The 20,219-nt window shown below is 67.2% G+C and carries 15 protein-coding genes; 11 read left to right on the plus strand and 4 right to left on the minus strand.

The annotated features are described in order from the left end of the window. The first annotated feature begins 106 nt into the window (after positions 1-106). From AADZ78_RS06680 to AADZ78_RS06690, 3 genes are all read left to right on the plus strand, one after another. Complete coding sequence (locus tag AADZ78_RS06680; RefSeq protein WP_085252023.1) at positions 107-1,141, plus strand: DUF3152 domain-containing protein; 1,035 nt, start codon at positions 107-109, stop codon at positions 1,139-1,141. 102 nt (positions 1,142-1,243) lie between these two features. Then, positions 1,244-2,446, plus strand: a complete 1,203-nt coding sequence (moeZ, locus tag AADZ78_RS06685; protein ID WP_085252024.1) for an adenylyltransferase/sulfurtransferase MoeZ — start codon at positions 1,244-1,246, stop codon at positions 2,444-2,446. A 36-nt stretch (positions 2,447-2,482) separates the two neighbouring features. Then, positions 2,483-3,337 (plus strand): TIGR02569 family protein, encoded by an 855-nt coding sequence (locus tag AADZ78_RS06690; RefSeq protein ID WP_085252025.1) that lies wholly within the window; start codon positions 2,483-2,485, stop codon positions 3,335-3,337. On the opposite strand, the gene AADZ78_RS06695 is transcribed toward AADZ78_RS06690, so the two are convergent. Together AADZ78_RS06695 and AADZ78_RS06700 are read right to left on the minus strand one after the other, a co-directional pair. After that, positions 3,334-3,642 (minus strand): MGMT family protein, encoded by a 309-nt coding sequence (locus AADZ78_RS06695; protein WP_085252026.1) that lies wholly within the window; start codon positions 3,640-3,642, stop codon positions 3,334-3,336. The two genes, AADZ78_RS06690 and AADZ78_RS06695, sit on opposite strands and share 4 nt — an antisense overlap. A gap of 2 nt (positions 3,643-3,644) precedes the next feature. Continuing rightward, entirely contained in the window at positions 3,645-4,379 is a 735-nt protein-coding gene (locus AADZ78_RS06700; RefSeq protein ID WP_085252039.1) for an alpha/beta fold hydrolase, read from the minus strand. A 215-nt stretch (positions 4,380-4,594) separates the two neighbouring features. Between AADZ78_RS06700 and AADZ78_RS06705 the strand changes: the two genes are divergently transcribed. The 5 genes from AADZ78_RS06705 to nudC all read left to right on the plus strand — a co-directional run bounded on the left by AADZ78_RS06705 (position 4,595) and on the right by nudC (position 15,058). After that, entirely contained in the window at positions 4,595-6,400 is a 1,806-nt protein-coding gene (locus AADZ78_RS06705) for a serine/threonine-protein kinase PknD (protein ID WP_085252040.1), read from the plus strand. Between the two features lie 50 nt (positions 6,401-6,450). Beyond that, positions 6,451-9,588, plus strand: coding sequence for an ATP-dependent helicase (locus AADZ78_RS06710; protein WP_085252027.1), 3,138 nt, complete (start codon positions 6,451-6,453; stop codon positions 9,586-9,588). Next, positions 9,585-12,962: an ATP-dependent helicase gene (locus AADZ78_RS06715; RefSeq protein ID WP_085252041.1), complete on the plus strand. Its 3,378-nt coding sequence runs from the start codon at positions 9,585-9,587 to the stop codon at positions 12,960-12,962. The genes AADZ78_RS06710 and AADZ78_RS06715 overlap by 4 nt, the downstream gene beginning before the upstream one ends. Before the next feature lie 62 nt (positions 12,963-13,024). Continuing rightward, complete coding sequence (locus tag AADZ78_RS06720) at positions 13,025-14,095, plus strand: potassium channel family protein (protein WP_085252028.1); 1,071 nt, start codon at positions 13,025-13,027, stop codon at positions 14,093-14,095. 30 nt (positions 14,096-14,125) lie between these two features. Next, a complete protein-coding gene (nudC, locus tag AADZ78_RS06725; RefSeq protein WP_085252029.1) occupies positions 14,126-15,058 on the plus strand; it encodes an NAD(+) diphosphatase in 933 nt (310 codons plus the stop codon). A gap of 4 nt (positions 15,059-15,062) precedes the next feature. On the opposite strand, the gene AADZ78_RS06730 is transcribed toward nudC, so the two are convergent. Beyond that, positions 15,063-15,716: a sensor domain-containing protein gene (locus tag AADZ78_RS06730; RefSeq protein WP_085252030.1), complete on the minus strand. Its 654-nt coding sequence runs from the start codon at positions 15,714-15,716 to the stop codon at positions 15,063-15,065. Positions 15,717-15,822: 106 nt separating this feature from the next. Next, on the minus strand, positions 15,823-16,068 hold the full coding sequence (gene mrx1, locus AADZ78_RS06735; protein ID WP_085252031.1) for a mycoredoxin Mrx1: 246 nt from the start codon (positions 16,066-16,068) through the stop codon (positions 15,823-15,825). Between the two features lie 146 nt (positions 16,069-16,214). Between mrx1 and AADZ78_RS06740 the strand changes: the two genes are divergently transcribed. The 3 genes from AADZ78_RS06740 (at position 16,215) to AADZ78_RS06750 (ending at position 20,195) form a co-directional block, all read left to right on the plus strand. Next, a complete protein-coding gene (locus AADZ78_RS06740) occupies positions 16,215-16,640 on the plus strand; it encodes a DUF6788 family protein (RefSeq protein ID WP_085251679.1) in 426 nt (141 codons plus the stop codon). Positions 16,641-16,699: 59 nt separating this feature from the next. After that, positions 16,700-17,977, plus strand: a complete 1,278-nt coding sequence (locus AADZ78_RS06745) for an ISKra4 family transposase (protein WP_169726357.1) — start codon at positions 16,700-16,702, stop codon at positions 17,975-17,977. A gap of 115 nt (positions 17,978-18,092) precedes the next feature. Continuing rightward, positions 18,093-20,195 carry an ATP-dependent DNA helicase UvrD2 gene (locus AADZ78_RS06750; RefSeq protein ID WP_169726256.1) on the plus strand — a complete coding sequence of 701 codons (2,103 nt, stop codon included), beginning with the start codon at positions 18,093-18,095 and terminating at the stop codon, positions 20,193-20,195. Positions 20,196-20,219: the final 24 nt, after the last annotated feature.

The following is a 20,219-nucleotide window of genomic DNA, read 5'->3' on the forward strand; positions in this document are numbered from 1 at the left end:
CACCGGCCCAAATGGGCGTTATCGATCGTGACAGCGAGCCGACTTGGGCGGTGCATTCGGGCGCGCCAGGGCTCGCAGGCGGAGCCGGCTGTGCGATCCTGGGGAAATGACGTTCCCGCGGCCTGTGAGCAGCACCGGTCGAGTTCCCGTGCTGCATGAGCAGTGGCGCGAGCCACTGCGTGCACAGCGCGACCCGCTCGCCCCGGCCGCCGGAAGGGCTCGGGCCGACCGCGACCGGCCGCGTCGCTGGCGCAAACAAACCTGGTTAGGACGGTTCGTGTCCACCTACGGCTGGCGTGCCTATGCATTGCCGGTTCTGGTCGTGGTCACCGCGGTGGTGATCTACCAGACGGTGACCGGAACGAGTGCGCCCAAGCGGGCGGTGGCCCAGGCCATCCACGACCCACCGGCTATCGGCGTGGTGGGTACCGCGATCCTCGACACACCGCCTCGGGGCTTGGCGGCGTTCGACGCCAACCTGCCGGCCGGGACATTGCCCGAGGGCGGCCCCTTCACCGAAGCGGGCGAGAAGACCTACCGCCTGGTTCCGGGCGCGACGGCACAGGTCGGTCAGGGCACGGCCAAGGTGTTCAGGTACACCGTCGAGATCGAGAACGGTCTCGACCCCACCATGTACGGCGGTGACAGCGCGTTTGCCCAAATGGTTGACCAGACGCTGGCCAATCCGAAGGGCTGGACCCACAACCCGCAATTCGCGTTTGTTCGCGTCGACGGAGCCAGTGCGGGCAAGCCCGACTTCCGCATTTCGCTGGTGTCACCGATGACGGTGCGTGAGGGATGCGGCTATGAATTCCGGCTGGAGACTTCCTGCTACAACCCTTCGTTCGGGGCGGACCGGCAGTCACGGGTGTTCCTCAATGAGGCGCGCTGGGTGCGTGGCGCGGTTCCGTTCGAAGGCGACGTCGGGTCCTACCGGCAGTACGTAATCAACCATGAAGTCGGGCACGGCATCGGGTACCTGCGCCACGAACCGTGCGACAAGCAGGGCGCCCTGGCGCCGGTGATGATGCAGCAGACGTTCTCCACGTCCAACGACGACGGCGCCAAGTTTGACCCCGAATGGGTCAAGGCGGACGGCAAGACGTGCCGGTTCAATCCGTGGCCGTACCCGATCGCCTAGCTCGGCGATGAGTCCGGGAAGCTTCCCGGCATGTTTGCCGTTGCTCCGGGCAACTGATGTGATGGTTAGAGCTGATCGAAGCGAAGCCGAGGAGATGTTTAGGTGTCGACATCCCAGACATCACTGCCGCCACTAGTTGAGCCCGCAGCCGAGCTGAGCCGTGACGAGGTGGCCCGGTACAGCCGTCATCTCATCATTCCCGACCTAGGGGTCGACGGGCAGAAGAGACTCAAGAGCGCGCGCGTGCTGGTGATTGGGGCGGGCGGGCTCGGATCACCGGCGTTGCTGTACCTGGCGGCCGCCGGCGTCGGCACCATCGGCATCGTCGACTTCGACGTCGTGGACGAGTCCAATCTGCAGCGTCAGATCATCCATGGCGTGGCTGACGTCGGCCGCTCCAAGGCCCAGTCGGCACGTGACTCGATTGTCGCGATCAACCCCCTGGTCGACGTGCGCTTACACGAGGTCAGGCTCGAGCCCAAGAACGCGGTCAACCTGTTCAAGCAGTACGACCTGATACTGGACGGCACCGACAACTTCGCCACCCGCTATCTGGTCAACGACGCCGCGGTGCTGGCCGGAAAGCCATATGTGTGGGGATCGATCTACCGCTTCGAAGGCCAAGTGTCGGTGTTTTGGGAGGACGCTCCGGCCGATGAGGCCGGCAATGAGCGCGGCCTCAACTACCGCGACCTATATCCGGAGCCGCCGCCGCCCGGGATGGTGCCATCCTGCGCCGAGGGCGGTGTGCTGGGCATCATCTGCGCCTCGATTGCGTCGGTGATGGGCACCGAGGCGATCAAGCTGATCACCGGGTTGGGTGAGACCCTGCTCGGCCGGTTGATGATCTACGACGCGCTGGAGATGACCTACCGCACGATCAGGATCCGCAAGGACCCGGCCACGCCCAAGATCACCGAACTGGTCGATTACGAGCAGTTCTGCGGTGTGGTGTCCGACGATGCCGTCCATGCCGCCAGCGGCTCGACCATCACCCCGCAGGAACTGCGCGAGATGATGGACTCCGGCAAAAAGCTGGCCCTGATCGACGTTCGCGAGCAGGTTGAGTGGGACATCGTGCACATCGACGGCGCTCAGCTCATCCCGAAATCGTTGATCAGTTCGGGTGAGGGTCTGGCCAAGCTGCCCCAGGACCGCACCACGGTGCTGTACTGCAAGACCGGCGTGCGCTCCGCCGAGGCGTTGGCCGCGGTGAAGAAGGCCGGCTTCTCCGACGCGGTCCACTTGCAGGGCGGGATCGTGGCCTGGGCCAAGCAGATGCAGCCCGACATGGTGATGTACTAGCCGATACCCCGATCAGGCTCGATTAGGCTGACGCGTGTGACTGTCGAGCCGCCGCCAGAGCATGTGTTGGCGGCGTTCGGTTTGACCGGTGTGCCGCCCAATCCGTTGGGTCCCGGTTGGGACGGCGGCTGGCGCTGCGGCGAGGTCGTGTTATCGATGGTGGCCGACCATGCTCGCGCGGCCTGGTCGGCCCGCGTGCGCGAGACGTTGTTCGTCGACGGCGTACGCCTGGCCCGACCGGTCCGCTCGACGGACGGCCGGTACGTGGTTTCCGGGTGGCGGGCAGACACATTCGTCGCCGGTACGCCCGAGGCCCGCCACGACGAAGTCGTGTCAGCTGCTGTGCGACTGCACGAAGCCACCGGCAAATTGGAGCGTCCTCGATTTCTGACGCAGGGACCCACCACACCGTGGGCGGACATCGATGTGTTCATCGCCGCCGACCGCGCCGCGTGGGAGGAGCGGCCGCTGCAGTCGATTCCGCCGGGAGCGCGAACGGTACCGGTGACGGCGGATGGCGAGCGATCGATTGATTTGATCAATCAGCTGGCCACCCTACGCAAGCCGACCCGGAGTCCCAACCAGCTGGTGCACGGAGATCTTTACGGGACCGTGCTTTTCATCGGCACTGCGGCACCTGGGATCACGGACATCACGCCATACTGGCGGCCCGCGTCGTGGGCGGCCGGCGTTGTCGTGGTCGACGCCCTGTCCTGGGGCGAGGCCGACGACGGACTCATCGAGCGGTGGAGCGCGTTACCGGAATGGCCGCAGATGTTGTTGCGCGCGTTAATGTTTCGTTTGGCAGTGCACGCTTTGCACCCGCGGTCCACGGCCGAGGCGTTCCCGGGTCTGGCTCACACTGCGGCGCTAGTTCGCCTGGTACTTTAGCTCTCGCTGCCGAACTCGTAGCGGACCTCGCGCAACGCAACCTTGCCGTCTACGGCCAGAACACCTTCTGCGCGCAGCAGCTCCAACTGCCGGGTCGTCAGATGCCGGGCCGGGCGCCCCGAGGCCGTGATCACCCGGTGCCAGGGCAGGTCGGAGGAGTCGACCCGCATGATCCAGCCCACGATGCGCGGACTGGAAAGCCCTGCGACAGCGGCGATGTCGCCGTAGGTGGCGACCCTGCCGGGAGGGATGGACGCGACCAGCGAGCGCACCAGCTCCACCTGCTCGTCGGTAACCCGCGCCACCGTCAGCGCCCTTTCAGCCGATCGCGGACGACCGCGGCGACCTCCTTGGGCTTGGCCTGGGGAACCATGTGTCCGCACTCGAACTCCAGCAGCTCGAAATCGGCACCCAGGTGGTCCCGCAGCGCTGTTATCAGCCCTTCGCTGACATATTGCGGATCGGCGCACACCGCCCGCACCAGTGTGGTCGGTGTACCGGCTGGTGGCAGCACGATGTCGCGGGCCAGTTCGCTCCAGTAGCACACCATCGCCGCCAGGTTTATCCGCCAGCTGTACCGTCCGTTCGCCAGTGCGATGAGGTGTTCGTCGATTTCAGTGTCGAGCACGGCGGGATCCACGTCCGCCCAGGCTCCGAACGACTTCTCCGCACGGGCCTCGGCCGGGTCTGTGTAGTCGGGGAAGGCCACCATCGCGTCGACGACTTCGCGCACTCGGGTGCCGTCCACAGCAACCGCCGGATCGAGCAGGACCAGGGCGGCCACCTGGTCCGGACGAGCTGCGGCCAGCTGCAACGCGACAGCGCCGCCGAACGAGTGCCCAACGACCACAACCGGACCGTCGGCCTGGTCGTCGATTAGCGAGGCCAGTGCCGAAACGTTGGCGTCGATAGTCCACGGCGCTGCCCACGACGATCTGCCGTGGCCCAGCAAATCCGGTGCGGCAATGGTGATTTCGGGCAAATGGCTGGCTAGCAGTTCCCAGGCCTGCCCGTGCTCGGTCACTCCGTGGATCGTCAACATCTGCACTGGGCCGGGCGGACCGTAGCGGTGCACATGAAGGTCGGTGGTGGTCACCCGTCGATAATGCCAGCACTTGCGTAGGCGGACCGGGACGACAGGGGAGCACGGCGTTGGCTAGTTTTCTTAATAGCTAAGACGCATCGAAACGCCTGCGACTGGTATCGGCGCCGCGTTATGGTCTGGCGGTTGCCGGCCGGTTGCTGTGGGAGGTCTCGTTGGAGAGGACTTCGTTCGGACGGTACCAGCTGATCGAGGTACTGGGGCGTGGCGGCATGGGCGAGGTGTGGCGCGCCTATGACACGGTCACCGACCGGGTCGTCGCTCTCAAGATTCTGCCTACCGAGATTTCCCACGACGAGGTGTTCCAGCAGCGGTTCCGTCGTGAAGCCCATGCGGCCGCGCGATTGAGCAGTCCGCATCTGATCCCGATCCACACCTTCGGGGAAATCAACGGACGGCTGTTCGTGGACATGCGGTTGATCGAGGGCCGCGACCTACAGTCGGTGCTCAGCCGTGGGCCGCTGCCGCCGGTCCGCGCGGTGGGCATCGTCGAGCAAGTTGCCAAAGCGCTGCACGCCGCGCACCGGGACGGGCTGTTGCACCGGGATGTCAAGCCGTCCAACATTTTGCTCGACGACGACGACTTCGCGTACCTGATCGATTTCGGGATCGCGCGTGCGCCAGGAGAACTGGGCCTGACGGCGACCGGCGACGTGATGGGAACCGCTCATTACATGGCGCCGGAACGGTTCAGCACCACACAGATCGACGCTCGCTCGGATATCTACTCGTTGACCTGCGTTCTCTATGAGTGCCTGACCGCGCAATACCCATTTCCCAGCGACAGTCTGGACCAAGAGATCGGCAACCACCTCTCGACTCCGCCGCCACGGCCGTCGCGGGCCAATCCTGGGGTGCCATTGGGTTTCGACATGGTCATCGCCAAAGGCATGGCCAAAAATCCCGGCGATCGCTACGACACCGCAACGGAGTTGGCGCGAGCCGCCCACGACGCCCTCGCCACGCCTCCGCTGAAACCACAGCAGAATGTCGCCAACCCACCGACTATGCCGCGACCGCTGCCACCCGCGTTCCCGCTCCCAGGGCGACAACCCTCTGCTGGACGGCCTGCCGAGCCGACTCGGTCGGTGCCGCCGCCATGGTGGCGCCGCAGGGCCGTCGTCATCGCGGCCGCTGCCCTACTCGCCGTGTCTGCGACTGTTGCGGCCATGGTCACGGTGAGCAAGTTGCGTCCAGAACGCGAAGAATTCCATCAGGTGACGCTGCCCTTCAGCGGGCTGCGGGATCCGCAAGGTTTGTCGGTGGACAATGGCGGCACGGTCTACGTCGGTGACACCGAGCACAATCGGGTGTTGGCCTTGCCCGCGGGCTCTACCACCCCAGCCGAACTGCCCTTCGTGGGCCTGCACTATCCGACCGGTGTGACAGCGGACAACACCGGCACGGTGTACGTCAACGACGCCGGCAACAAGCGGGTGGTGGTACTTCCTGCCGGGTCGAAAACCCAAATCACGCTGCCCTTTACCGATCTCAGCAATCCGACCGGCTTGTCGGTTGACAGCAGCCGCACCGTCTACGTCACCGACACAGCGAAGAATCGCGTGGTAGCGCTTTTCGCCGGTTCGAACACGCAGATCGAACTACCGTTCACCGGTCTTAGCGATCCGACCGGCCTAGTGGTGGACGGCAACGGAACGGTTTATGTTGCCGACGGCGGCAACAATCGGGTTCTGGCGTTGCCTGCGGGCTCGAAGATGCAAGCGCCGCTGCCCTTTACGGGCCTCAACCAACCCGGCGGTGTCACGGTCGACAACAAGGGTGCGGTGTATGTCACCGACACCGGCAACAATCGGACGCTCAAGCTCCCAGCAGGCTCCAGGACGCAAGTCGAGCTGCCGTTCACCGGCCTCGACTATCCGTGGGGTTTGGCGGTCGACAACCTGGGAACGGTCTACGTTGGCAGCCGCAATAGCCAAATAGTGGCGCTTCGGCAAAAGTAGGCGGTGCCTGCGCTAGCGGACTTGTCAGACCCTCGTGATGTCATGCCGCTATGTCATACACCTGGGACGCTTCGGCGCGGACTGTTCTCGCGCCGGACCTATGCGGCGTGCTGCGGGTCCTGGGCGGCCCCGGAACGGGCAAGAGCAGCCTGCTGGTGGACGCCGCAATCGCCCGCATCGCCGCCGGTGTCGATCCGGAATCGGTTCTGCTGCTTACCGGTTCGGGACGGCTCGGCATGCGGGCGCGCAGCACGCTGACGACGGCGTTGCTGCGGTCACGTGGCGCCGGCCCCTGCCGTACCGCGGTCCGCGAGCCACTGGTACGGACCGTGCACAGCTATGCGTACGCGGTGCTGCGACGGGCCGCCGAGCGCGCCGGTGACGCACCGCCGCGACTGGTCACCAGCGCCGAGCAAGACGCAATCATCCGGGAATTGCTGGCCGGCGACATCGAAGACGGACCGGCCGCCGCGGCCGCGTGGCCCGCGCAGCTGATGCCCGCCCTGAGTACCGCAGCCTTCGCCACCGAACTGCGAAATCTATTGGCGCGCTGCGCTGAACGCGGCGTGGACCCGCTGGAGCTGGACAGGATGGGCCGCCGCTGTGGGCGCCCGGAATGGAGCGCCGCCGGCCAATTCGCCCGACAGTACGAGCGGGTGATGTTGTTGCGGGCGGCGGTGGGGACAGCGGCACCGCAGGCGAGCGCGCCGGCCCTGGGTGCCGCCGAACTGGTCGGGGCGGCATTGGAGGCCTTCGCGGTCGACCCCGAGTTGTTGGCCGCCGAACGCGCTCGCGTCCGGGTCCTGCTGATCGACGACGCCCAGCAGCTCGATCCGCAGGCGGCCCGTCTGGTCCGGGCGTTGGCAGCGGGCGCCGAACTGGCACTGGTCGCCGGCGATCCGAACCAGGCCGTGTTCGGTTTCCGCGGCGGCGAGCCTGCCGGGTTGTTGGCCGATGACAGTCGGTCGGTGACGTTGACGGTGTCGCACCGCTGTGCTCCCGCGGTGGCGCACGCCATCAGCGGCATAGGCTGCCGGTTGCCCGGCCGCAGCGTCGGTAGACGGATCGAGGGCACCGGAGCCGAGGATGGATCGGTTGCGGTGCGGCTGGCTTCCTCCACCCACGCGGAGGCGGCGTTGATCGCCGATGCGCTGCGGCGTGCGCATCTCGTCGATGACGTGCCGTGGTCGCAGATGGCCGTGATTGTGCGGTCGGTGCCGCGAGCCGGCGCGCGGCTGCCGCGCGCGTTGGCTGCCGCCGGGGTTCCAGTGGCGCTGCCCGCGATTGGCGGGTCGCTGCCCGAGGAGCCGGCGGCGCGTGCGCTGCTCACGGTCCTGGCGGCGACGGCGGACGGGCTCGATGGCGACCAGGCGCTGACCCTGCTGACCGGGCCCATCGGGCGCGTCGACCCGGTCTCGCTTCGTCAACTGCGCCGCACCCTGCAGCGCGCCCGGGACGGCTGCGCCCGAGGGAAATTCGGCGATCTGCTGGTGGCCGCGCTTACCGACGACGCGCCGGTGTCCGGCCCCCAGGCGCGCCCGCTGCGCCGGGTGCGTGCCGTGCTGGCCGCGGCGGCTCGCTGCCATCGGGAAGGACTGGATCCGCGGTACACGCTATGGGCGGCGTGGCAACGGTCAGGTCTACAGCGTCGTTGGTTGGCGGCCAGCGAGCGTGGCGGCCCGGCCGGCGCGCAGGCAACGCGGGACCTGGAAGCGGTCACCGCATTGTTCGATACCACCGATCACTACGTGTCACGCACGTCCGGTGCGTCGCTACGCGGACTCATCGAGCACGTCGCGGCATTGCAGTTGCCAAGTGTCAGGCGCGAGCCGGTATCGGAGACCGAACAGGTCAAGGTGCTCAGCGCGCACGCTGCGCTCGGGCACGAGTGGGATTTTGTGGTCATCGCCGGACTGCAAGATGGATTGTGGCCCAACACGATTCCGCGTGGCGGTGTGCTGGGCACCCAGCGGTTGCTCGACGAGCTCGACGGCGTCACCGCGGATGCCTCGGCGCGTGCGCCGCTGCTGGCCGAAGAGCGTCGTCTACTGGTGGCAGCAATGGGCCGGGCTCGGCGCCGGTTGTTGGTGACGGCGGTCGATAGTGAAACCGGAGAGAGCTCGAAGGAGGCATCGTTGCCGTCGGCGTTCTTCTTCGAGATCGCGCAGTTGGCCGGCGATGAACTTGTTGCCGCGCGGCCAGTTTCGGCGCCCCGCGTGTTGTCGGCGGCGGCGGTGGTGGGACGGTTGCGCGCTGTGGTGTGCGCGCCCGACGGCGCCGTAACCGACGCGGCTCGCGGTTGTGCAGCAAAGCAATTGGCCCGGTTGGCCAAGGCTGGTGTCCCAGGCGCCGATCCAGTCGGCTGGCACGGCCTGATCCCGGTCAGCACCACGGATCCGCTGCGGGCCAGCGATGATCTCGTGACGTTGACACCATCGACCTTGCAGACTCTCACCGACTGCCCGCTGCGCTGGCTGGCCGAGCGGCACGGGGGAACCAACGCCCGCGAGCTTCGGTCCGCGGTCGGTTCGGTGCTGCACGCGCTGATCGCCGACCCGACCAAGAGCGAATCGCAGCTGCTGGCCGAGCTCGACCGGGTGTGGGAGCACTTGCCCTTCGGCGCCCAGTGGTATTCGGACAACGAGCTGTCCCGGCACCGCGCCATGATCCAGGCATTCGTCGAGTGGCGGGCCGGGTCACGTGGCGAGCTGACCGAGGTCGGCGTCGAGGTCGACGTCGACGGAGTCTTCGAAGGACAGGGCACGGACGTCGGCGACATTCAATTGCACGGCCGGGTTGACCGGCTCGAACGCGATGGCGCCGGTCGGCTGGTCATCGTCGACATCAAGACCGGCAAGACACCGGTCAGCAAGGACGACGCCCAACAGCACGCCCAGCTGGCGATGTATCAGCTGGCGGTGGCCGAGGGTCTGGTGGCGGCTGGCCCCGACGTTCGTGAGCCCGGCGGCGCCCGTCTGGTTTATCTGGGCAAGACCGGTGCGGCCGGCGCCACCGAACGGGAACAGGATCCGCTGACCCCGGCCGCTCGTGACGAATGGCGCAACCTCATCAGGCAGGCGGCCGGCGCGATGGCCGGGCCGCAGTTCGTCGCTCGGCGCAACGACGGTTGCTCGCACTGTCCAATCCGGCCGTACTGTCCGGCCCACGCCGACGGGTCAGCACGATGAGCGGGCCTGCTGGTGGCGACCCGCTGCGACCGGCTGGGTCCGATGGTGGCGCGCCGCTATTGCGATCATCGCGGGTAGCCGTGCGGTATAGCCCGTCCGAATTAGCTTGTGCGCTAGGTCTTTTCCCGCCCACGGATGAGCAGGCCGCCGTTATCGCCGCGCCGCCGGGGCCGCTGGTCGTCATCGCCGGAGCCGGAGCCGGAAAGACCGAGACGATGGCCGCCCGGGTGGTGTGGCTGATCGCCAACGGCTACGCCGAACCCGAACAAGTGCTGGGATTGACGTTCACCCGCAAGGCCGCTGGCCAGCTGCTGCGCCGCGTCCGGTCCCGGCTGGCCAGGTTGGCCGGCATCGGCTCGGTGTCGGCCGGCCCGACGGCCGGTTCGCCGACGGTCAGCACCTATCACGCCTTCGCCGGTTCACTACTTCGCGACTACGGCCTGCTGCTGCCCGTAGAGCCCGACACGCGGCTGCTCAGCGAGTCCGAGCTGTGGCAGCTGGCCTTCGATGTGGTGAACGGGTATGGCGCGGAGCTGCGTACCGATAAAACCCCGGCGGCGGTCACCTCGATGGTGCTGCGGTTGTGGAGTCAGCTCGCCGAGCACCTGGTGGACACTCGGCAGCTCCGCGATACCCACATTGAGCTGGAACGGTTGGTCCACACCCTGCCGGCAGGCCCCTACCAGCGGGAGTGCGGCCCCAGCCAGTGGCTGCTGCGGATGCTGGCCACCCAGACCGAGCGTGCCGAGCTGGTGCCGTTGCTTGACGTCCTGGCCGAGCGCATGTGTGCGCAGAAGGTGATGGACTTCGGCATGCAGATGGCGTCGGCCGCACGATTAGCCGCAGCATTCCCACAGGTCGGACAAGACCTGCGGAACCGCTACCGGGTGGTGTTGCTCGACGAGTATCAGGACACCGGGCATGCCCAGCGGGTCGCTCTGTCGGCACTGTTCGGCGGTGGAGTCGACGACGGATTGGCGCTTACCGCGGTCGGCGACCCGATTCAGTCGATCTACGGCTGGCGCGGTGCCTCGGCCACCAACCTGCCACGGTTCACCACCGACTTCCCGTTGTCCGATGGCACCCCAGCGCCGGTCCTGGAGTTGCGCACCAGCTGGCGCAACCCGCCGCGAACGCTGCAAGTGGCCAACGCGATCTCGGCCGAGGCGCGACGGCGATCGGTCGCGGTGCGCGCCCTGCGCTCACGACCGGACGCCCCACCGGGAACCGTCCGGTGTGCCCTACTGGCCGACGTTCAGGCCGAACGTGAATGGATCGCCGATCATCTGCAGGGGCATTTCCGGCGGGCCCAGGCTGACGGCGTCAGCCCACCTACCGCGGCCGTGTTGGTGCGTCGCAACGCGGACGCCGCGCCCATCGCCGAGGCCCTGCGCGCCCGCGGAATCCCGGTTGAAGTCGTCGGGTTGGCCGGTCTGTTGTCGGTCCCCGAGGTCGCCGACGTGGTTGCGATGTTGCGACTCGTCGCCGACCCGATGGCCGGCGCGGCGGCGGTGCGGGTGCTTACCGGTCCACGGTGGCGACTCGGTGGCCGGGACCTCGTCGCGCTGTGGCGCCGTGCGCAAGTGTTGGCTGGGGGATCCTGGACAACTGCGCAAAGCGCATCGCCGTCGCCCGAGTCGGTCGCGATTGCGGCTGGCGCCGACGCCGACGCGCCGTGTCTGGCCGACGCGATTTGCGACCCGGGTCCGTCCGACCAGTATTCGGCGGCCGGATACGAGCGCATCGGTGCGCTGGCCGGCGAACTGAGCGCCCTGCGCGGCCATCTCGGCCATTGTCTGCCTGACCTGGTTGCCGAGGTGCGGCGGGTGTTAGGCATCGACTGCGAGGTGCGCGCTCGGGTGGGGGCGGCGGGGGAGTGGGCCGGCGCCGAGCATCTGGATGCTTTCGCCGACGTCGTAGCGGGCTATGCCGAGCGGGCTGGTGCGGTGTCCCGCGAATCCTCGGTAGCCGGCCTGCTCGCCTACTTGGACGTGGCCGCGGTGGTGGAGAACGGATTGGCGCCGGCCCAAGTAGCTGTCGCCCGGGACTGGGTCCAGGTGCTCACCGTGCATGCCGCGAAGGGTTTGGAGTGGCAGGTGGTGGCGGTGGCACATCTGTCCGCCGGGGCATTTCCGTCGACCGCGTCGAGAAGCAGCTGGCTCACCGACCCCGGCGAGTTGCCGCCACTGCTGCGGGGTGATCGCGCCTCGTCAGGCGCGCTGGGTATCCCGGTTCTGGACACCTCGACCGTCGTCAATCGAAAACAGTTGTCGGACACCATCTCTGATCATCGCCGCCAACTTGATCAGCGACGCGTCGATGAGGAGCGCCGGCTGCTGTATGTGGCCGTCACGCGGGCCGAGGACACGTTGCTGGTGTCCGGTCATCATTGGGGTGCCACGGGGATCAAGCCGCGCGGGCCGTCGGATTTTCTGTGCGAGCTCAAGGACGTCATCGATCGATCGGCCGCGGCCGGCGATCCCTGCGGGGTCATCGAACAGTGGGCGCCGGCCCCGGCTGACGGCGACCGAAACCCATTGCGTGACAATGTTGTCGAAGCGGTTTGGCCGGCCGATCCATTGGCTGCACGCCGCCGCGACGTCGAGCGCGGGGCAGCGCTGGTGGCCGAGGCAATGTCGGCAGACGCGACTGTCGCCGGTGCAGACGTAGACGGTTGGGTCGGCGACGTCGATGCGTTGCTGGCGGAGCGTGCGCGTGCGACGCGACCGCTCAACCATACTTTGCCAAGCCAGTTGTCGGTCAGCGGCCTGGTTGAGCTGGCCCGCGACCCCGCCGGCGCCGCACAGCGCCTGCGGCATCGGCTGCCGACACGTCCGGACCCGCATGCGTTGTTGGGCAATGCTTTTCACGCCTGGGTCCAGCAGTTCTATGGTGTCGAGTTGCTGTTCGATCTAGGCGACCTTCCTGGTGCCGCGGACTCCGACCTTGGCGACACCCAGGAGTTGGCCGCGTTGCAGGCGGCATTCACACGGTCGCAGTGGGCGGCGCGCACACCGGTCGCGGTCGAGGTGCCGTTCGAAATGCCGATCGGCGATACCGTCGTGCGCGGGCGCATCGACGCGGTGTACGCCGACCCCGATGGCGGGACCACCGTGGTGGACTGGAAAACCGGTGAGCCACCGCGCGGGCCGCTTGCCATGCGACAGGCCGCCGTCCAGCTCGCTGTCTACCGGTTGGCCTGGGCCGCCCTGCGCGGCTGCCCGGAATCGTCGGTGCGTACCGCGTTTCACTACGTGCGCACCGGAATCACCGTCTTCCCCGAGGTGGGGGTACCGCCGGCTTGCGGGGGACTGCCCGACCCCCAGGAGTTGGCCGCGCTGCTGGCTGACTCCGGCCGTCCTGCCGCCGTCTGAGCGTGGTTACATTTGTATGGTGCGTAGGGTATGCGCTGGGAGCAGGCCGATGACGGATCGTTGTGGGCAACACTAAGTCGCGGCGCCTGAGCGGTCTGGATCAAAGGTTGACCGCCCAGCCCAGTTATGCGCTTGTCGGCGTGCTGCGCATTCCGCAGGGGCGTGCCGGTCCGGCTCGCATTATCTCGCGGCGAGTGGCCATCGCCCTGGTGGCGTTGCTCATCGCTGCCGTGGCCGTTTACGTCGATCGCGACGGGTACCGAGACGCCCAAGGCGATCAACTGACATTTCTGGATTGCCTGTACTACGCGGCGGTAACGCTGTCGACGACCGGCTACGGCGACGTCACGCCCATCTCTGAATTCGCGCGCGCGATCAACGTCTTGGTCATCACGCCACTGCGCATCGCGTTCCTGATCTTGCTGGTCGGTACGACGCTTGAGGTTGTTACCGAAACGTCTCGTCAGGCACTGAAGATCCAGCGTTGGAGGAGCAGGGTGCGTAATCACACCATCGTCATCGGCTACGGGACCAAGGGCAAAACCGCCGTCGCTGCCATGCTCGGTGACGAGGCAGTCCCGGGTGAAATCGTCGTCGTCGACACCGATCGGGCGGCTCTCGAGCGCGCGGCTGCGGCTGGCCTGGTTACCGTGCACGGTGACGCCACCAAATCCGATGTGCTGCGGCTCGCCGGTGCCCAACATGCCGCCTCGATCATTGTGGCCGCCAGCCGCGACGACACCGCCGTGCTGGTCACATTGACGGCTCGGGAAATCGCGCCCAAGGCCAAGATTGTCGCGTCCATCCGCGAAGCCGAGAATCAGCACCTGCTGCAGCAATCGGGTGCGAACTCGGTGGTGGTCTCTTCAGAGACCGCTGGTCGGCTGCTGGGCATCGCCACCACCACGCCCAGTGTGGTGGAGATGATCGAGGATCTGCTTACTCCGGACGCCGGGCTGGCCATCGCCGAACGCGAGGTGGAGCAGAACGAGGTTGGGGGGTCGCCGCGGCACCTGAGCGACATCGTGCTCGGTGTGGTGCGCGACGGCCAGCTGCTGCGGATCGGTGCACCCGAGGTGGACGCCATCGAGGCCAGCGACCGGCTGCTCTACATCCGCAACGTGGGGCCGTAGCCATGGCGATCGCAACGATGCGGGCTTAGCGTGGAATTCCAGTTGCGAAGCGTTCCGCTGCTATCGCGCGTCGGCGCCGACCGAGCCGATCAGCTGCGGACCGATGTCGAGGCGGCCGCCGCCGGATGGGCGGAGGCGGCGCTGCTGCGCGTGGATTCCCGCAATCAGGTGTTGGCCGCTGATGGTCGGGTGGTGCTCGGCCAGGCCGCCGCGCTGGGCGATAAGCCGCCGCCGGAAGCGGTATTTTTGGGCCGCATCGAGGGCGGGCGCCACGTGTGGGCAATCCGGAGCGCGCTGGAACCGCCCGCGGATCCCAAACTGGCAGCCGAGGTAGTGGACCTGCGCAGGCTCGGCCGGATCATCGATGACACCAGCAGCCAGTTGGTGTCGTCGGCAACGGCGTTGCTGAATTGGCATGACAGCTCCCGATTTAGCGCGATGGACGGGACGCCGACGAAACCGGCCAGGGCCGGCTGGTCACGCGTCAACCCGATCACCGGCCGAGAAGAGTTCCCGCGTATCGACCCGGCGGTGATCTGCCTGGTGCACGACGGCGGTGATCGCGCGGTGCTGGCGCGCCAGGCGGGGTGGCCGCAACGGATGTTCTCCCTGCTGGCCGGATTCGTCGAGGCCGGCGAGTCGTTCGAAGTATGTGTCGCCCGGGAGATCCGTGAGGAAATCGGCCTGACCGTTCGCGATGTGCGTTATCTGGGCAGCCAGCCCTGGCCCTTCCCGCGCTCGCTCATGGTTGGTTTCCATGCGCTGGCTGACCCGAATCAGGAGTTTTCGTTCAATGACGGTGAGATCGCCGAGGCCGCCTGGTTCACCCGCGATGAAGTACGCGCCGCGCTGGAAGCCGGCGATTGGACCAGCGCTTCAGGGTTAAAGGAGTCGAAACTGCTACTGCCGGGGTCGATTTCGATCGCGCGCGTGATCATCGAATCCTGGGCGGCGCGCGACTGAGCCGTTACTTAATTCGATCGGTGATGACCTGCAGGACGTCGGTCGCGATCCGCTCTGCTGGTTCGATGCCCAACACGCCGACGGAAATCAATACCGCGTTTTTGGCGCGATACAGGTGGCTCCAACCCTGGTCGGTGATCCTCAGGGTGGACGAATCCGGCTTGTCCAGGGTGAAATCGTAGTTAGGGTCGTGCAAGGCAATACATGCTTGCAGCGACGACTCCAGCTGATCGAGGGCTTGGCGCGCCGCATTCGCATCCGGGTAAATCGCAACGGCCTGGCTGACTGAGTCGATTATGGCGACCCCGCTCGGCTCTATGTTGTCGGTTACCCCGCTGTAACCCGCGCTACGAAACTCTGACCAGCCGCTGGCGAAGGTGAGGTCGCTGGTCCCTGCTGCCCGGCAGGGGCCCGGCGCGTTCAAGTCTCCCTGTGGCGGATGACGCAAGTCCGCATGAGAATGTGCCGTGAGTTCCTCGTTGTCGGCGATGCGCCGCACATCTTCGATGCTGACGATTAGCGCGTCGGCACCAGAGGCAGGCGCGGGGGCGGTCTGCTTGGCCGCCGGGCTGTTATGTGAGCACGCCGTGATCGCGACCGCAACACAGCAGGCGATCAAAGCCGACCGGCAAACCCGGGCAACAGCGGTACCGATCATTGATTGCCATTTTCTGCGGACGGCCGTCCGCGGTTGATTTGGCGTTATCGTACCGACGGATTTCTCCGAAATGTGTGCAACCGGCTAGGTCGAGGTTCCGAGATTCCTACCCGGCCAGTTTTGCTTTGACCTCACCCGCGCTCGGATTGGTCAGCGTCGACCCGTCGGCGAACTTCACCGTCGGAACCGTCCTGTTACCTCCATTGACCGAGCCAACGAACTCCGCTGCCACGGCGTCGTGTTCAATGTCGATCTCGTGGTATGGGATCCCGGTGGCCTGGAGCGCCGTCTTGAGCCGATGGCAGTAGCCACACCATGACGTCGTGTAGATCGTGAGCGCAGCGTTGGTCATAGCCAGTTAACCTAACCTGGCGGCGAACCATTCCAGGCACCGGTGCGAAACGGCGTGGGGTGTGCGACACGAATGTAGGTGCTCGGGATTGCGGCTGGTGGCGCGATAGTCTGGTTGTGGTATAAACAACCAGACTAGGAGCGTGGATGGTGGATCCGTCGTTGGACGATCTGGAGGGGCAGCGGACCAGGCTCTACGAGCAGCTGGCCGCGACGGGCGATTTCCGGCGCGGCTCGATCAGCGAGAACTACCGTCGCTGCGGGAAACCCAACTGCGCGTGCGCGCAACCGGATCACCCCGGGCACGGGCCGCGGTATCTGTGGACGCGCACCGTGGCCGGGCGCGGTACCAAGGGGCGGCAGTTGTCGGCCGAGGAGGTGGACAAGGTGCGCGCCGAGCTGGCCAATTACCACCGCTTCGCGGCGGTGAGCGAGCAGATCGTGGCGGTCAACGAAGCCATCTGTGAGGCGCGCCCGCCCGGTGCGGCCGGCACGGTTTCGTCCACGGTCGACACGCAGGCCGAAAAAGGGGGCTCCGAGAGGCGCTCGAAGCGGAGTTCGCGGCCGAGGTAGACCGGCTGGCCGCGCTGGCCGTGCGGTCGCTGGGTACCTCAGGGGAGGATTTGGAGGCCGTGGAGCTGGCGATCCGCACCGCGATGACCCGGCTCGGTGCCTCGCTGCTAGGCCGATTGCTGGCCGCCGACACCGGCCACCGCGGACCCCGGATCGACTGCAGTGCAGGTCATGCGGCCGAGTTCGTCGGCTACCGGACCAAGACGATCCAGACCGTGCTGGGGCCGGTCGAACTGCGCCGCGCCTACTACCACTGCGGCGGGTGCGGGCGCGGCCTCGTTCCGCGTGACGACGTGCTCGGTGTTACCGGGGCGTCGCTGTCGCCGGGACTGCGCCGGATGGTGGCCCGCGCCGGGGCCGCGCAACCGTTCGCCACCGCGTCCGACCTGCTCGCTGAGCTGGCCGGAATCCGGTTGAACCCCAAGCGGATCGAACGCAGCGCCGAAAACGACGGTGCCGCCGTCGCGGCGCGCATCGCCGCCGAGTCGGCCGCCATCGCGGCCCGCCGGGTGCGCGTGCTGCCACCGGCGGTGCTGCCCGACAAGCTCTACCTCGCCATCGACGGCACCGGCGTGCCGATGGTGCCCGCCGCCACCACCGGGCGTGCCGGCAAGGCCCCCGACGGGCGGGCCCGCACCCGCGAGGTCAAACTCGCCGCCCTGTTCACCCAGACCACCGTCGACACCGACGGCCGGCCAGTGCGCGACCCGGACTCCACCAGCTACCTGGCCAGCTTCGCCCCCGTGGCCGAATTCACCACCCTGGTGGCGGCCGAGGCCCGCCGCCGCGGCGCCGATGCCATCCGCCAACTGGTCGTCCTCGGCGACGGCGCGCCCTGGATCTGGAACCTGGCCACCGCGATCCTGCCCGCGGCCACCCCGATCGTGGACCTCTACCACGCCCGCGAACACCTGCACGCCCTCGCCGCGCACCTCACCGGCGTCCTCGGCGATGAGCACCTGGACTGGTTGGCCGCCCGCCTGGCCGACCTCGACGCCGGCGACATCGAAACCCTGGTCACCCAAACCGAGCGGCTCCTGCCGCAACTACCAGACGACACCGCCCACCAGACGGCAAGAGCACTGCCGTACTTCAAGACCAACGCCCACCGGATGCGCTACGCCTACTTCCGCGCACACGGCATGTTCGTCGGCTCCGGAGTCGTCGAGGCCGGCTGCAAATCCCTCGTCGGCCAGCGACTGAAACTGTCCGGCATGCGCTGGAACATCCCCGGCGCCACCGGCATCCTCACCCTGCGCTGCCAACAGGCCAGCGGTCGCTTCGACCGCATCTGGACCCAGCCGCACAACCAGATCGCCGCCCACGCCACCGCATGACCAGCAGGCCAACGGTTCAACTCAAGATCAACTTCGATTACCTATAAATCTGTCGCACACCCAACGGCGTGGCGACACGCCCGGTTTGTCGGCGACCGCTGCCAAGATGGACGCCATGCCAATGGTCGCAGACCCGTTGACCGCAGGGCTGGACGACGAGCAACGCGAAGCTGTGCTGGCTCCGCGCGGGCCGGTATGTGTGCTCGCGGGCGCCGGAACAGGCAAGACCCGCACCATCACGCACCGCATCGCACAGCTCGTCGCCAGCGGACATGTCGCGGCGGGGCAGGTGCTCGCGGTGACATTCACCCAGCGTGCGGCGGGGGAGATGCGCAACCGGTTACGGGCGCTCGGTGCCGCCTCTCGGACCGGTGCCAGCGTCGGCGCCGTACAGGCGTTGACCTTTCACGCGGCCGCACACCGTCAGCTGCGGTATTTCTGGCCGCGGGTGGTCGGTGACACCCGCTGGCAGCTGCTGGACACCAAGTTCGCCATCGTCGCCCGAGCCGCCAGTCGATCCCGGCTGAATGTCAGCACCGATGACGTGCGGGACCTCGCCGGCGAGATCGAGTGGGCTAAGGCGTCGCTGATCGGGCCCGAGGAATACCCGAGCGCAGTCGCGGCCGCCGGCCGGGACACCCCATTGGACGCCGCCAAAATCGCCGACGTCTACGCCGCATATGAAGCGCTCAAGGTCCGCGACGAGAACCTGACCCTGCTCGACTTCGATGACCTGCTGCTGCACGCCGCGGCGGCGATCGAAAACGACGCAGCGGTGGCCGAGGAGTTCCGGGACCGCTACCGCTGTTTCGTCGTCGACGAATACCAGGACGTCACCCCGCTGCAGCAGCGGGTGCTTGCGGCGTGGTTGGGCGATCGAGACGACCTGACCGTCGTCGGCGACGCCAACCAGACAATCTATTCGTTCACCGGGGCCTCGCCGCGCTTCCTGCTCGACTTCTCGCGGCGGTTCCCGGACGCCACGGTCGTGCGCCTAGAGCGCGACTACCGGTCCACACCGCAGGTGGTATCGCTGGCCAACCACGTGATCGCGGCCGCTCGCGGTCGCGTCGCGGGTAGCAAGCTGAAGCTCGTCGGCCAACGTGAGCCCGGTCCGGCCCCGTCGTTCCACGAGCACCCCGACGAGGCATCGGAAGCCGCCGCGGTGGCGGCGTCGATCAACCGGCTGATCGAATCCGGCACTGCGCCAGCCGAAATCGCCATCCTGTATCGGGTCAACGCGCAGTCCGAAGTCTACGAGGACGCGTTGACCGAGGCCGGCATCGCCTATCAGGTCCGCGGCGGCGAGGGGTTTTTCAACCGTCAGGAAATCAAGCAGGCCCTGCTGGCACTGCAGCGCGCTTCGGAACGTGACGTCGAGGGCTCCTTGCCCGAGGTCGTGCGCGGCATCCTGGAGCCGTTGGGCCTGACTGCTCAGGAACCCGTCGGCACCCGCGCCAGGGAGCGTTGGGAGGCGCTCAACGCGCTCGCCGAACTGGTCGACGACGAGGTCGCGCAGCGTCCGCAGCTGCGCCTTCCCGGGTTGCTGGCCGAGCTTCGGGCGCGCGCCGATGCGCGGCACCCACCGGTGGTCCAGGGGGTCACGCTGGCTTCGCTGCACGCGGCCAAGGGACTCGAGTGGGATGCGGTGTTCCTGGTCGGATTGGTCGACGGCACATTGCCCATCTCGCACGCGCTGGCGCATGGCCCCGACAGCGAGCGTGTCGAAGAAGAGCGTCGACTGCTTTATGTCGGAATCACCCGAGCCCGAGTGTATTTGGCGCTCAGCTGGGCGCTAGCGCGGGCTTCGGGCGGGCGTCAGAGCCGCAAGCCGTCGCGATTCCTCAACGGCATTGCGCCGCAGACGCGGGTCGAGCCGGCAAGCAAATCCCGGCGCAACCGAGGCGCGGCGGCGACCCGGTGCCGGATCTGTAACAACGCGCTGACCACGCCGGCGGCCGTCATGCTGCGGCGCTGCGAATCATGTGCCGGCGACGTCGACGAGGAGTTGCTGTTGCAGCTCAAGGCCTGGCGGTTGGACATGGCCAAAGAACAGAAGATGCCGCCCTACATCATCTTTAGTGACAACACCCTGATCGCGATCGCCGAGATGCGGCCCACCGACGACGCGGCCCTGATCGCGATTCCAGGGATCGGCGCCCGCAAGCTCGAGCAGTACGGGCCCGACGTGTTGGAGCTGGTTCGACAATCGCGCTGAGCGGCATAGCTGCAGGCCAGAAAA

This window comes from Mycobacterium riyadhense, from assembly GCF_963853645.1.
In the GTDB taxonomy this organism is placed as follows: domain Bacteria; phylum Actinomycetota; class Actinomycetes; order Mycobacteriales; family Mycobacteriaceae; genus Mycobacterium; species Mycobacterium riyadhense.